Annotated in this window: 14 protein-coding genes and 1 other RNA gene; 11 read left to right on the top strand and 4 right to left on the bottom strand. The window is 63.5% G+C overall.

All coding sequences use genetic code 11. The features are described 5' to 3' along the window. Nucleotides 1–81 precede the first annotated feature (81 nt). Nucleotides 82–441: a transfer-messenger RNA gene (gene ssrA / locus AB4Z53_RS06815) on the bottom strand. Nucleotides 442–588: 147 nt separating this feature from the next. Here ssrA and AB4Z53_RS06810 point away from each other — a divergent pair. The 10 genes from AB4Z53_RS06810 (at nucleotide 589) to AB4Z53_RS06765 (ending at nucleotide 9323) form a co-directional block, all read left to right on the top strand. Beyond that, the gene (locus tag AB4Z53_RS06810; RefSeq protein ID WP_113536092.1) at nucleotides 589–897 is read left to right on the top strand and encodes a DUF2853 family protein; all 309 of its coding nucleotides are present in this window, start codon (nucleotides 589–591) and stop codon (nucleotides 895–897) included. A 96-nt stretch (nucleotides 898–993) separates the two neighbouring features. Continuing rightward, a complete protein-coding gene (locus AB4Z53_RS06805; RefSeq protein ID WP_113536091.1) occupies nucleotides 994–1788 on the top strand; it encodes a thymidylate synthase in 795 nt (264 codons plus the stop codon). Nucleotides 1789–1919: 131 nt separating this feature from the next. After that, on the top strand, nucleotides 1920–2525 hold the full coding sequence (locus tag AB4Z53_RS06800) for a glutathione S-transferase family protein (protein ID WP_441595358.1): 606 nt from the start codon (nucleotides 1920–1922) through the stop codon (nucleotides 2523–2525). Nucleotides 2526–2535: 10 nt separating this feature from the next. After that, nucleotides 2536–3072: a dihydrofolate reductase gene (locus AB4Z53_RS06795; protein WP_441595357.1), complete on the top strand. Its 537-nt coding sequence runs from the start codon at nucleotides 2536–2538 to the stop codon at nucleotides 3070–3072. Nucleotides 3073–3227: 155 nt separating this feature from the next. Next, nucleotides 3228–4340 carry an FtsH protease activity modulator HflK gene (hflK, locus tag AB4Z53_RS06790; RefSeq protein ID WP_113536089.1) on the top strand — a complete coding sequence of 371 codons (1113 nt, stop codon included), beginning with the start codon at nucleotides 3228–3230 and terminating at the stop codon, nucleotides 4338–4340. After that, a complete protein-coding gene (gene hflC, locus AB4Z53_RS06785; protein WP_223724898.1) occupies nucleotides 4337–5260 on the top strand; it encodes a protease modulator HflC in 924 nt (307 codons plus the stop codon). Before hflK ends, hflC begins: the two co-directional genes overlap by 4 nt. A 7-nt stretch (nucleotides 5261–5267) precedes the next feature. Then, nucleotides 5268–5453 carry a DUF2065 domain-containing protein gene (locus AB4Z53_RS06780; RefSeq protein ID WP_113536087.1) on the top strand — a complete coding sequence of 62 codons (186 nt, stop codon included), beginning with the start codon at nucleotides 5268–5270 and terminating at the stop codon, nucleotides 5451–5453. A gap of 6 nt (nucleotides 5454–5459) precedes the next feature. Next, on the top strand, nucleotides 5460–5846 hold the full coding sequence (locus AB4Z53_RS06775) for an ACT domain-containing protein (RefSeq protein WP_223724897.1): 387 nt from the start codon (nucleotides 5460–5462) through the stop codon (nucleotides 5844–5846). Between the two features lie 306 nt (nucleotides 5847–6152). Continuing rightward, nucleotides 6153–7679, top strand: coding sequence for a DegQ family serine endoprotease (locus AB4Z53_RS06770; protein ID WP_441595356.1), 1527 nt, complete (start codon nucleotides 6153–6155; stop codon nucleotides 7677–7679). Nucleotides 7680–8420: 741 nt separating this feature from the next. Continuing rightward, complete coding sequence (locus AB4Z53_RS06765; RefSeq protein ID WP_223724896.1) at nucleotides 8421–9323, top strand: LysR substrate-binding domain-containing protein; 903 nt, start codon at nucleotides 8421–8423, stop codon at nucleotides 9321–9323. A 372-nt stretch (nucleotides 9324–9695) separates the two neighbouring features. Here the strand turns inward: AB4Z53_RS06765 and AB4Z53_RS06760 are convergent, their stop codons facing one another. Both AB4Z53_RS06760 and serB read right to left on the bottom strand, forming a co-directional pair. Next, complete coding sequence (locus tag AB4Z53_RS06760) at nucleotides 9696–10262, bottom strand: GNAT family N-acetyltransferase (RefSeq protein ID WP_441595355.1); 567 nt, start codon at nucleotides 10260–10262, stop codon at nucleotides 9696–9698. Further along, nucleotides 10259–11146 (bottom strand): phosphoserine phosphatase SerB, encoded by an 888-nt coding sequence (serB, locus tag AB4Z53_RS06755; RefSeq protein ID WP_441595354.1) that lies wholly within the window; start codon nucleotides 11144–11146, stop codon nucleotides 10259–10261. Before serB ends, AB4Z53_RS06760 begins: the two co-directional genes overlap by 4 nt. Here serB and miaA point away from each other — a divergent pair. Next, entirely contained in the window at nucleotides 11145–12056 is a 912-nt protein-coding gene (gene miaA, locus AB4Z53_RS06750) for a tRNA (adenosine(37)-N6)-dimethylallyltransferase MiaA (protein ID WP_441595353.1), read from the top strand. The genes serB and miaA overlap by 2 nt on opposite strands. Before the next feature lie 53 nt (nucleotides 12057–12109). Here miaA and AB4Z53_RS06745 read toward each other — a convergent pair whose 3' ends face one another. Then, nucleotides 12110–12511, bottom strand: a complete 402-nt coding sequence (locus AB4Z53_RS06745) for a VOC family protein (RefSeq protein WP_223724892.1) — start codon at nucleotides 12509–12511, stop codon at nucleotides 12110–12112. Nucleotides 12512–12569: the final 58 nt, after the last annotated feature.

Raw genomic sequence — 12569 nt, 5'->3', positions numbered from 1 at the left:
GCCGTCGACTTTTCATTGCCCGTCCACAGGGGACGAGTCAATTATTTGAGCATCTATAGACCATTTCGAGGCGGGGGAGAAGGTGAAGGCTTCTGTTGCCAGGTGCCTTCGGACCCCGCCTTACGGTGCTACCCGGAAGGACTTGATTTGAAGTGTCGCACCGCCGTTAGGCAGCGAGACGTGCTTCAGCATAGTTGTCGTTTGCAACTATAAGTTTAGCCCGATGACGGTGGTACAATGCCGAGCAAAAAGTCGATCTTTACGCCCTTGTCGATCCTATTTCGCCCCCATCAAAAGCCGATCGGCGAATGATCGGTTTTTGGTGGAGGCGCCGGGTACCGCCCCCGGGTCCAATGGGTTTATTTCATCGCCCGTTTATTGCCATAGCCGCCCGAAGACGGCACGGTTCATATAGGTCTTTCCGGGGCCCAAGAAAAGGGGGATGTGGCGGATATATGACTTTGTCCCGCACCGTGCGGGTGTCGAACTGCCTTGACTTGCCCGACATCCATGAAAAACTCCCGCTGCTGCCACGCGGCCGCTACCTGCGGCCCGCAATTTCGAAAAGCAAAGCAAGCTGGAGGCCTCATGACGGACTACCTCGCAGATGTGCAGAAATACGACAGCGGCGCCGACGAAGCGATCGTGAACAAGATCGTGCGTCACCTTGGCATTGCCCTTCGCAACCGCGACTCCTCGCTCGTTTCGGCGACGGATCCGACGGAGCTCGACCGGGTCAAGGAGAAATGGTGCGAAAAGAAGCTCGGCATCAGTGGCGCCGATGCCGATACGGCAATCGCAGCGACCGTCAAGGCGATGTCGGCCGATCGCTCCAAGTCGCGCGTCACCTTCTACTACTTGGTGGCCAAGAACCTCGGGAAGCTGCAGGCGCTGTAGTTGCACCGAATTATCCGGGATAATCACCCGGAGGTCATTGGTTCGCCGCCGGCTTCGTCCTAAATTTGGGGCATTACGAATCGGCGGCGCCAGACCATGCAGCAATATCTCGACCTTCTCGACCATGTGATGACCAACGGAACCGACCGGGGCGACCGGACGGGAACGGGCACGCGCTCGGTCTTCGGCCACCAGATGCGCTTCGATCTCTCCGAGGGCTTCCCGGTGCTGACGACGAAGAAGCTGCACCTGCGCTCGATCATCCATGAGCTGCTGTGGTTCCTGAAGGGCGATACCAATATCCGCTACCTCAAGGAAAACGGCGTCACCATCTGGGACGAGTGGGCCGACGAGAATGGTGACCTCGGCCCGGTCTACGGCTACCAGTGGCGCTCCTGGCCGGCGCCGGACGGACGCCATATCGACCAGATCGCCGGGCTCGTCGAAAGCCTCAAGACCAACCCGAATTCGCGCCGTCACATCGTTTCGGCCTGGAACCCGGCGCTGGTCGACGAGATGGCCCTGCCGCCGTGCCACTGCCTGTTTCAGTTCTACGTGGCGGACGGCAAGCTCTCCTGCCAGCTTTACCAGCGCTCCGCCGATATCTTTCTCGGCGTGCCCTTCAACATCGCCTCCTACGCGCTTTTGACGATGATGGTGGCGCAGGTGGCCGGCCTCAAGCTCGGTGATTTCGTCCACACGCTCGGCGACGCGCATATCTATCACAATCATTTCGACCAGGCTCGGCTGCAGCTGACCCGCACGCCGAAGGCGCTACCGCGGATGGAAATCAATCCTGACGTGAAGGACCTGTTTTCTTTCCGCTTCGAAGACTTTACGCTCGTTGGCTACGAAGCTGATTCAACGATCAAGGCGCCGATCGCCGTCTAGGGACGCGGGCGCGGCGGGTATCGCCTGCCGAAAGATGCCGTCGCCGGGGTTTTGCTGGCGCGGCCGCAAGGCTGCCGGCCAGGGTTGCAACGGGCAGGGACCGGGGAGGGCTGGTCCACTAGGGAGGTATGATGCTCACATTGATCCATGCGCCCCTGTCGCGGTCGTCTCGCATCGTCTGGCTGCTTGAGGAGTTGGGCGCCGAATACGAGATCCGTTATGTCTCGATCCGCCGCCGGGACGGCTCAGGCGCCCCCGACGACGACAACCCGCATCCGCACAAGCAGGTGCCGGCGCTGCTGCACAATGGCGCGGTGATCTGGGAAACGGTGGCGGTCGTGCAGTATCTCACCGATCTCCATCCCGATTGCAGCCTCGGTCGCCCTCCAGGCCATAAGGAGCGCGGCGCCTATCTCTCCTGGCTTGCCTATTATGCTGGGGTGATCGAGCCGACGGCGTTCGCCCATATCTCCGGCGCCACTATCAACAATCCGGCGCAGGCGCAGCTTTATAGCGAAATGTGCGAGCATGTGATCCGCGTGCTCACCCGCCAGACCTATCTGCTCGGCGAGACGATCTGCGCGGCTGACCTGCTGCTTGCCAGCGCGCTGCAATGGATGCGCAAGATCCTGCCGGAGAGCTCGGTGGTCGATCGCTACATCCGCGTGGTGACGGACCGGCCGGCCCATGACCGGGCAAGGGAAATCGACAGCAAACCGCAAGGTTTCCACGACTGAAAAGGCTTCCATGACCGAGACGAAGAGTACCCATCCGAAGATGTCGATTGTCGTCGCAGTCGCGGCCAACGGCGTCATCGGCCGTGACGGCGATCTGCCGTGGCGGCTATCGACCGATCTCAAGCGTTTCAAGGCGCTGACGATCGGCAAGCCGGTGATCATGGGGCGCAAGACCTGGGCTTCGCTCGGCCGTCCGCTGCCCGGGCGCGCCAATATCGTCATCACCCGCAATGCGGAATTTGCCGCTGAGGGCGCGGAGGTCGTGCCGTCGCTCGATGCGGCGATCGCGCTGGCGAACCGCGAGGCGGCGGCAGCGGGCGCCGACGAGATCTGCGTCATCGGCGGCGGCGAGATCTACCGCCAGTCGATCGCGCTGGCCGACATTCTGCACGTGACCGAGGTCCAGGCTGAGGTCGATGGTGACACGCGCTTCCCCGATATCGACCCGCAAGTCTTCGAGAAGGTGTTCGAAGAGGATCTGCCGCAGGGCGAAAAGGACAGCCACGCCATGCATTTCGTCACCTGGCGGCGGCGTGCGACAGCCTGACGCGGCGGATCGTCAACTATTTTGAACCATTTACGGTGAACTCGGGCCTACCGCGTTGAAAGCGGTGCAGGTGATACCTATAACGGTTTCACATCATAAACGACCGTGCGGTGGCGCGGCTGTTTGGCGTGGGAAGTTTCAATAGAGAGGTTTTGATGCCCTGGAGCAATCAGAATGGCGGCGGCGGCCCATGGGGCGGCGGTGGCGGCGGCAATCAGGGGGGGCCCTGGGGCCAGGGGCCAAACCGGCCGCGTGGCGGCAAGGGCGGCCCGCCGGATCTGGAAGAGATCATTCGCCGTGGGCAGGACCAGCTTAAGAACGTCGTTCCCGGCGGTTTCAACGGCGGCGTCTTCGCCATTGTCGGTCTGCTGATCGTCGGCTTCATCCTGATCAACTCGATCTACACCGTCCAGCCGGACGAGCGTGGCGTCGAAATGCGCTTCGGCAAGCCGAAGGACGAGATCTCGATGCCCGGCCTGCATTATCATTTCTGGCCGTTCGAGACCGTCGAATTCGTCAAGATCACGGAGCAGCAGCAGAATATCGGTGGGCGCGCCAGCGGCCAGGCGAATTCCGGCCTGATGCTGACCGGCGACCAGAACATCGTCAACGTGCAGTTTTCGGTGCTCTACTCGGTCACCGATCCCAAGGCCTATCTGTTCAACGTCGAGAATCCGTCCGACACGCTGCAGCAGGTTTCGGAAAGCGCCATGCGCGAAGTGGTCGGCCGCCGTCCGGCACAGGACATCTTCCGTGACAATCGTCAGGCGATCGCTGCCGACGTGAAGAGCACGATCCAGGCGACGATGGACACCTACGGTGCCGGCGTTTCCGTCAACACGGTCGCGATCGAAGACGCAGCACCGCCGCGCGAAGTGGCCGATGCGTTCGACGAAGTGCAGCGTGCCGAACAGGACGAAGACCGCTTCGTCGAAGAAGCCAACCAGTATGCCAACCAGGTGCTCGGTAAGGCCCGCGGTCAGGGTGCGCAGATCCGCGAAGAAGCGGCTGCCTACAAGGACCGCGTCGTCAAGGAAGCACAGGGTGAAGCGCAGCGCTTCATCTCGGTTTACGACGAATATTCCAAGGCGCCGGAAGTGACCCGCAAGCGCCTCTATCTCGAAACGATGCAGGGCGTTCTCGGCAAGTCGAAGAAGGTGATCCTCGACGAGAAGAACGGGCAGGGCGTTCTGCCCTATCTGCCGCTGAATGAAATCGGCAGGCCTCTCCAGTCGGGAGCAGCAGCAGCATCGGGAGCAGGCCAGTGATCAACAATCGTACCTCCGTCATCCTGATCCTGCTCGCCGTCGTCTTCGTCGGCATCTATTCCTCGGTCTTCGTCGTCAACGAACGCCAGCAGGCGATCGTCGTGCGCTTCGGTCAGATCAAGGACGTCAAGAGCCAGCCGGGTCTCTACTTCAAGCTGCCCTTCGCCTTCATGGACGCCGACCGTGTCCAGTATGTCGAAGACCAGGCGCTGCGCTTCGACCTCGACAACATCCGCGTCCAGGTTTCGGGCGGCAAGTTCTATGAAGTCGATGCCTTCGTCGTCTACAAGATCGCCGATCCCCGCCGCTTCCGTGAAACCGTATCGGGCGATCGCGATGCTGCGGAGTCGCGGCTGAGGACCCGTCTCGACGCTTCGCTGCGTCGCGTCTACGGTCTGCGTGGTTTCGAGGCAGCGCTTTCGGACGAGCGCGCATCGATGATGCGTGAAGTTCGCGCCGACCTCAAAGGCGATGCCGAGTCGCTCGGCCTCAACATCGAGGATGTCCGCATCCGCCGCACCGACCTGACGCAGGAAGTCTCGCAGCAGACCTACGACCGCATGAAGGCCGAGCGTCTGGCAGAAGCCGAACTGATCCGCGCTCGCGGTAACGAAGAGGGCCAGCGCCGTCGCGCCATCGCCGACCGTCAGGTCGTCGAGATCGTCGCCGACGCCCAGCGCGATTCGGAAATCCTGCGCGGTGAGGGCGAAGCCGAACGGACGAAGACCTTTGCCGACGCCTTTGCGCGCGATCCGAAGTTCTTCGAATTCTACCGCTCGATGACGGCCTATACTCAGTCGATCGCGAGCCCGGATACGACGCTGGTGCTTTCGCCCCATTCGGAATTCTTCCGTTACTTCAACGATTCCGAAGGTACTGCACCGGCTGGTCCGGCGCCGCAGCCAACCACCGGGAACTAGGCGAGCGATGTCGGATTTCCTGACGGGAATCGCTTTCTTCCTGATCATCGAGGGGCTGGTGTACGCACTGGCCCCTTTGGTTTTGGTGGAAATGGCGAAGCGTTTGCCGTATGTCCCCGAACATCAGCTTCGACTGGCGGGGCTCGTTTCCGTGGCTGCCGGGGTCGGACTTGTATGGTTGCTTCGAGGATAATGCGAAATGCCACATAAACTGCTGATCCGGCTGGTCGATGCCGAATACGCCATCACCCGCCTCAATATCGGTTCCAGCATACCGGAATGGTTGCCAGGGCCAGGCTTCTGGACCGTGTCGAGCTCCCGCGAGGAGATGACGCTGGTCTGCCGGGCTGCCCGCGTGCCTTCCAGCGTCCAGAGCTCGCTCGGCTGGCGCTGCTTCCGCGTCGAGCAGCACTTTGCCTTTGACGTGCCGGGCGTGCTCTCGTCCGTGCTCCGGCCGCTTTCGGCCGCCGGCGTGGGCGTCTTCGCCAATTCGACCTTCAGCACCGACTATATCTTCGTCGCCGGTTCCGATCTCGACAAGGCGGTGCAGGCTCTGAAAGACCACGGGCACGACCTGACGACCTGACACGTCGCGCCTCCTTCCAAGAACGCGCAGCCGGGACCTCTTGACCTCCAGCAGTCATCTGCGCGGGGATCAGGAAATCGTGTGTGGACGCTTCCGAATTCCGCCTTATCTTCAGGTGAAAATCGCAAGCCACGCGGTTTGCGGATTGCGGTGACGGTTCTGACTGCATAAGCGCTGTTGCCGGTTCCGGTCGACGCGAAATTATGCGAAGAATCAAAGTACTATGACGCCTCGGCGCATAGGCAGGAGAGGTGGGAGGCCTAAGGAAGTGGCCGACCATCGAAAAGCCAGAGGAGCTTAAGCGACTTGTCCACGCGAACGAAATCCCGAGCGCACTCGCTTGGCACCGCCTTGGGCGTTCTGGCGCTCGCAAGCGCGCTGGCCTTTAGCTCCACGGCGCTCGCCCAGAACACGGCCATCCGCCCGCCGACCAACGGCCCTGCTTCCGTTGCCGATCTCGCGGCCGGACTGTTGGACGCCGTTGTCAACATCGCGACCTCGCAGAAGGTCAAGAACGACGACAATGCGCCGGCGCCGCAGGTGCCGGAGGGCTCGCCCTACCAGCCCTATTTCGACGAATTCTTCAAAGGGCAGGGTGGCCAGGGCGGCAGCCGCCAACGCACGGTCGATTCGCTCGGCTCCGGCTTCGTCATCGACCCCTCAGGCTTCATCGTCACCAACAACCACGTGATCGAAGGCGCCGACGACATCGAGATCAACTTCGCCAATGGCAGCAAGCTGAAGGCCAAGCTGGTCGGCAAGGACACCAAGACCGATCTCGCGGTCCTGAAGGTGGAGCCGAAGGCGCCGCTGAAAGCCGTGCCTTTCGGCGATTCCCGCAAGATGCGCATCGGCGACTGGGTGATGGCGATCGGCAATCCCTTCGGCCTCGGCGGCTCGGTTTCCGTCGGCATCATTTCGGCACGTGGCCGCAACATCAATGCCGGCCCCTATGACAATTTCATCCAGACCGACGCGGCGATCAACCGCGGCAATTCCGGCGGACCGCTCTTCAACATGGCCGGTGAAGTGATCGGCATCAATACGGCGATCATCTCGCCCTCCGGCGGCTCGATCGGCATCGGCTTCTCGGTTCCGACGGAGCTTGCCGCCAATGTCGTGCTGCAGCTCAAGGATTTCGGCGAGACCCGGCGCGGCTGGCTTGGCGTGCGTATCCAGCCGGTGACCGACGATATCGCCGAAAGCCTGAAGATGGCGACGCCGCACGGTGCGCTCGTCTCCGGCATCATCGAGGGCGGACCGATCGCGAACGGCGAGATCAAGGCGGGTGACGTCATCGTCAAGTTCGACGGCCGCGACGTCACCGAGATGCGTGACCTGCCGCGCGCCGTTGCCGAAAGCCCCGTCGGCAAGGCGGTCGACGTGGTGGTGGTCCGCGATGGCAAGGAGCAGACGGTCAAGGTGACGCTCGGCCGCCTCGAAGATGGCGCCGATGTCGCCAGCGCACCGGCGGCGACATCCAATGACGAGACGCAGAAGCCGGACAAGCCCGAAGCCGCGCCGCTGCCCGCGACCGATGTCGTGCTCGGCATGAAGCTTGCGACGCTCAACGAAGAGACGCGCAAGAAGTACGGCATTGCCGACGACGTGGACGGCGTTGTGATCACCGAGGTCTCGCCGAATTCTGCCGCTGCGGAACGCCGTGTCGAGCCGGGTGACGTGATCGTCGAAGTCGGCCAGGAGGCGATGGACACGCCCGGTGACGTTGCCGATCGTGTCGAGGAGCTGAAGTCGGACGGTCGGCACAACGCGCTCCTGATGCTCTCCAACAAGACCGGCGAACTGCGCTTCGTCACGGTGCGGGTAGAGTAGGGCGCGTTGCGCCTTTGCGGGTTTTGCGGTCGCGGCATCGGATCGATGCCGCGACGTTGTTTCAGCCGAAGGCAATTGAGCGAGTCTTTTCAAGGGTGTCGGGCAGTGGGCTGGCAGGCAGAATCCGCTTCTTGAGGTTTTGATTCAAGCGTGCGCTCGGCTGATAGTCTGTTGCCAACGTGAGCAGGCAAGCGCCTGCCCCTCATCCCGCTGCCGCGACCTTCTGCCCGCAGGCGGGGAGAAGGGGCATGCCGCGTCCGCTCGCAACATTGCGGCGATCCCATCCCGGCGCCTCCATATGCCCCTCTGTGACTTCTCGGGCTGTGCCGCCAGCCGAGCGCCTGCGGCGGAGCGCGTTTCCTCTCCCCACTTGCGGGGTGAGGGCGAGGGCGAGGGGCGGCTACGGGCACCGCGTGGCGAGCAAAGCGTGGTAGTTCTCAGCGGTCGTCGCCGACTGCTGTGGGGGCGGATGAACGGGACTTTCGTGCCGGCTGGAAGGTCATCAGCCGCAGGGCTTCGAGCAGGATCTCGATGATAGCAAGCATGGCCAGACCTCCGTTCGTGGGGCGAGCGTCATGCGCTCGGACGAACGCACGCGGGACGCTCTGGCGGTGTGATTTTAAAGCACCTTCTCCGCCACCGTTGGGTTCATGCGAGGGCGGAATGCCTCAGTATTTCACCGCACTTGCCCGCGGCCCTCAAACGAGTTTACTGTCGCCTTCGGATAACTTGAGGTTATGCATGAAGCGCGGACGGTTGCCTCTGACGGCGTTGCGGAGTTTCGAGGCGGCCGGGCGGCTGGAGAGCTTCACGCTGGCTGCTGCCGAGCTTTTCGTCTCGCAGGCCGCGATCAGCCGGCAGGTGCGCGAACTCGAGGAGCTGATCGGCCGGCCGCTGTTCGAGCGGCGCCACCGCAGCGTTCGGCTGACGACGGACGGCCGTGCGCTGCTCGGCACGTTGACGGCGGCCTTCGATATGGTGGGCGAGAGCCTCGACGCGCTCTCCGGGCGGCGGCTGTCGCAGACGCTGAAGGTCAGCGCCGAACCGTCCCTTGCCGGGTGTTGGCTGGTGCCGCATCTGCAGGACTTTCAGGAGCAGCATCCGGATATCGATCTGGTGATCGACGCGGACCCTCGGCTGGCCGAGTTTCGCAGCGGTGACGCCGATATCGCCATCCGCCACAGCCTGGCCGCCCGCTCATGGCCGCGGGTGGAGACGCGCCTGCTCGCCAAGGTCGAGATGGTGCCGGTGATGGCGCCGGCGCTCGCCAGTGCCGGGCGGACGCTCGATCGACCCGAGGACCTGCTGCAGCACGCGCTCTTGCATGAGGATAACCGACAGCTCTGGGCGCAGTGGTTTGCGGCCGCCGGTACCGCGCCTGTGCAGCTGGATCGTGGTGCCATCTTCGCCGATGGCTCGATGGTGCTGCAGGCGACGCTCAGGGGCAGCGGCATTGGCCTGATCGACCGCGACCATGCACGCGATGACATCGATGCCGGGCGGCTGATCCAGCCCTTCGAAATTTCCGTGCCCTATGGCGCGTTCTTCATCGTGGCGCGGCGCTTCGATGCGCTTTCGGATGCGGCGAAGGCTTTTGTTGACTGGCTCGAGCGGAGCTACCCGGGGGCGGGGCAGGAAAGGTGAGGTGCGGTGGAGGCGTTGTGATTTTCCCTTCGCTGTCCTGCCGCACGTCTCTCCCCTCGGGCGGGGAGAGTGCGCCTAGGGGCCAGCACGCCACCACGTGCCGAGGGCGCGGAGCCTGCCGGATCGTTGCATGACAACTGGAGGCGCCTTCTGACGTGGCGATGCCCGGCCACGGAGTTGTCCCTCATCCCGTGGCGAGGGTTTGCCCCTCATCCGCCTGCCGGAACCTTCTCCCCGCAGGAGGGGAGAAGGACCCATGGCGTGAGTGCACGGCGCTTATCAACGTTGAATAGGGCACCACGTTGCGACTGGCGTCTCTCGTCCCGCTTGTGGGGAGAGATGTCCGGCAGGACGGTGAGGGGCTATGGCCGACTATTTCTCGGCCTTCGCCCGCCAATCGGCGGCGCTGATCGCGTAGAGCACATGCCGCACCAGCGTCGGGTAGTCGGCCGAGACGCGGGGGTGGTCGAAATCACGGCTGGCGTCGCGGTGCATGCCGATCCGTTGCATCACCGCCGTCGAGCGGGTGTTGGCGGCGACGGCGAAGGAGACAACTTCGTCGAGCCCTTTTTCCTCGAAGCCGTAGCGCAGCAGGGCGGATGCCGCTTCCGTGACATAGCCCTTGCCCCAATAGGGCGGCGCCAGTCGCCAGCCGATCTCGACCGTTCCGTTGGGCAGGTGCGGTTCCAGGTCCGTCAGCGCCAGACCGCAGAAGCCGATCGGCCGGTCGTCGGCCTCCAAGGCCACGGCGAAGAAGCCGAAGCCGGTCTCGACGATGCCGCGGCCGACGCGGTCGAACAATGCGTCGGCTTCCGCACGGCTGCGGCGGAAGGGAAAGAACTCCATGACCCTGGGGTCGCTGTTGATCGCGAAGAAGAGATCGCGATCGCTTTCCTTCCAGGTCCGGATTCGCAGCCGCTCGGTCTCGGAGATGATCATCCGACGAAGTCCGTCTTGCGATAGCCCTGCAGATAGAGAAGAGCGGTCAAGTCGCCGTGGTCGATGCGCACCTTCGCCTGCTCGGCGACCACGGGCTTGGCGTGCAGCGCAACGCCCGTGCCGGCAAGCTGGATCATGCCGAGATCGTTGGCGCCGTCGCCGACGGCAAGGGCATCGTCTGTCGAGATGCGGAGGCGGTCGGCAATATCGATGAGAGCATCGACCTTGGCCTGCTTGCCGAGGATCGGATTGGCGACCTCGCCGGTGAGCACGCCCGCTTCGGCGATCAGCGTGTTGGCGCGGTTCTCATCGAAGCCGAGCATTTCGGCGATCGGTCCGGTAAAGACGGTGAAGCCGCCGGAGACGAGCGCGGTATAGTGGCCCTTGCTCTTCATCGTCGCGATCAGTTGTTTTCCACCCGGCGTCAGCGTGATGCGCCTGGCAATCACCTCGTCGACGACGCTGAGCGGCAGGCCCTTCAAGAGCGAGACGCGCTCGATCAGCGCCGGCTCGAAGGCGATCTCGCCGTTCATGGCGCGGGCGGTGATCGCAGCCACCTTGTCCTTGAGGCCGACTTCGGCGGCGAGTTCGTCGATGCATTCCTGGCCGATCATGGTCGAATCCATGTCGGCGATCAAAAGCTTCTTGCGACGGCTCTCGGCGTCCTGCACGGCGACATCGACCGGGGCGCTGCCGATCACACCGCGCAGCAGGGCTTCCGCGGCGCCCGTGTCGGTGCCATCGGTGAGCGCGATATCGCAGGCGACGCCATCGGCCAGCCAGTAGAGGCCGGATGCCTTGACGGCATCGGCGGCGGCTTCCGCCAGTGCTGGCGTCAGAACAGGATTTGACGGATTGGCGATAAGCGTGGCAACGAGAGCCATGGACAATAACCTTGAAACCGAGAGCGACGCGATCCTGATAACCGGGCCGACCGCCAGCGGCAAGTCTGCGCTTGCTGTCGAACTGGCGCGCCGGCATGGCGGCGTGGTCGTCAATGCCGACAGCATGCAGGTCTATGATACGCTGCGGCTGCTGACGGCGCGGCCGGACGAGGCCGACATGGGCGGCACAGAGCACTGTCTCTACGGCCATGTGCCGGCGGCATCAGCCTATTCCACCGGCGCTTGGGCACGCGAGGCGCAGGCGCTGGTCGAAAGGCTCCGCCAGGAAGGCCGGCTGCCGGTCTTCGTCGGCGGGACCGGGCTCTATTTCAAGGCGCTGACCGGCGGCCTCTCCGACATGCCCGAAATCCCGGACGCGATCCGCGAGCGGCTGCGCGAACGGCTGAAGGCGGAAGGGCCGGAGGCACTTCACCGCGACCTGGAGGCAAGGGATCCGGAAACGGCGGCGACGCTGAACGTCGGTGACGGCCAGCGGATCGTCCGGGCGCTCGAAGTGGTGGAAGCGACCGGCAAGCCGATCCGGTTCTTCCAGAAGCAGAACGGCCCCGTCATCGTCGATCCGGACCGGGCGGCAAAATACGTGGTGCTGCCGGAACGCAAGCTTCTGCACGACCGCATCAATCGCCGCTTCGCATTGATGCTGGCCGGCGGCGCGATCGAAGAGGTGCGGGCACTGCTTGCGCTCGACCTGCCGCCGGAAATGCCCGTGATGAAGGCGATCGGCGTCAGCCAGATCGCGGCACTTCTGAAGGGCGAGCTCGACGAGGCCGATGTGATCGAGATGGGTGCCGCGGCCACGCGGCAATATGCCAAGCGCCAGATGACCTGGTTCCGCAACCAGCTCGACGAGAGCTGGCGGCGCATCGAGAGCGCCGACGAAGTGCTCTGAGCGGGACGAGGAAAACTGTGCGCGGCTTTCCGCCCGCATCCCGCTCCGGTCGATCAGTCGGCGAGGTTCAGTTGCCAGGACACGCCGAAACGATCGTTGATCCAGGTGAAGCGCTGGCTGAAGCCGTAATTGTCGAGCGGCATCAGTATGGCGCCGCCCTCGGCCAGCATGGTCGCGAGCGTGATGATCTCGTCCTCGCTCTGGCATTCGACGAAGAATGAGAAGGACGGGGTGAATTCGAAGGCGTGCTTGACCGGGCTGTCGATGCACTTGACCCGTTGCGCGCCGAGCCGGAAGAGCGCCACCTTGATGCTGCCTTCAGCTCCCTGCTCGCCCGGGCCATAGTGCTCGATCTCCAGCACCTCGGCGTTCGGGAACAGCGAGACGTAGAAGGCCATGGCGGCTTCGGCCATGCCATCCTGAAACATCAAGAAAGGGGTTATGCTTGTGACCATGCCAGCCTCCGATCGATGCGTGCGCTATTCAAACAAAACAAGGGATGCCCGTAGAGCC

The sequence above is a fragment of the Ensifer sp. 2TAB8 genome (assembly GCF_052115125.1).
GTDB lineage: Bacteria > Pseudomonadota > Alphaproteobacteria > Rhizobiales > Rhizobiaceae > Ensifer.
This window is presented reverse-complemented; position numbering and strand designations above follow the sequence as displayed.

Coding starts and splice junctions, on each gene's coding strand:
- AB4Z53_RS06795 (WP_441595357.1), top strand. CDS start 2,536: ATGACCGAGACGAAGAGTACCCATCCGAAGATGTCGATTGTCGTCGCA.
- AB4Z53_RS06805 (WP_113536091.1), top strand. CDS start 994: ATGCAGCAATATCTCGACCTTCTCGACCATGTGATGACCAACGGAACC.
- AB4Z53_RS06810 (WP_113536092.1), top strand. CDS start 589: ATGACGGACTACCTCGCAGATGTGCAGAAATACGACAGCGGCGCCGAC.
- hflK (WP_113536089.1), top strand. CDS start 3,228: ATGCCCTGGAGCAATCAGAATGGCGGCGGCGGCCCATGGGGCGGCGGT.
- miaA (WP_441595353.1), top strand. CDS start 11,145: ATGGACAATAACCTTGAAACCGAGAGCGACGCGATCCTGATAACCGGG.
- AB4Z53_RS06745 (WP_223724892.1), bottom strand. CDS start 12,511: ATGGTCACAAGCATAACCCCTTTCTTGATGTTTCAGGATGGCATGGCC.
- serB (WP_441595354.1), bottom strand. CDS start 11,146: ATGGCTCTCGTTGCCACGCTTATCGCCAATCCGTCAAATCCTGTTCTG.
- AB4Z53_RS06760 (WP_441595355.1), bottom strand. CDS start 10,262: ATGATCATCTCCGAGACCGAGCGGCTGCGAATCCGGACCTGGAAGGAA.
- AB4Z53_RS06775 (WP_223724897.1), top strand. CDS start 5,460: ATGCCACATAAACTGCTGATCCGGCTGGTCGATGCCGAATACGCCATC.
- AB4Z53_RS06765 (WP_223724896.1), top strand. CDS start 8,421: ATGAAGCGCGGACGGTTGCCTCTGACGGCGTTGCGGAGTTTCGAGGCG.
- AB4Z53_RS06800 (WP_441595358.1), top strand. CDS start 1,920: ATGCTCACATTGATCCATGCGCCCCTGTCGCGGTCGTCTCGCATCGTC.
- AB4Z53_RS06780 (WP_113536087.1), top strand. CDS start 5,268: ATGTCGGATTTCCTGACGGGAATCGCTTTCTTCCTGATCATCGAGGGG.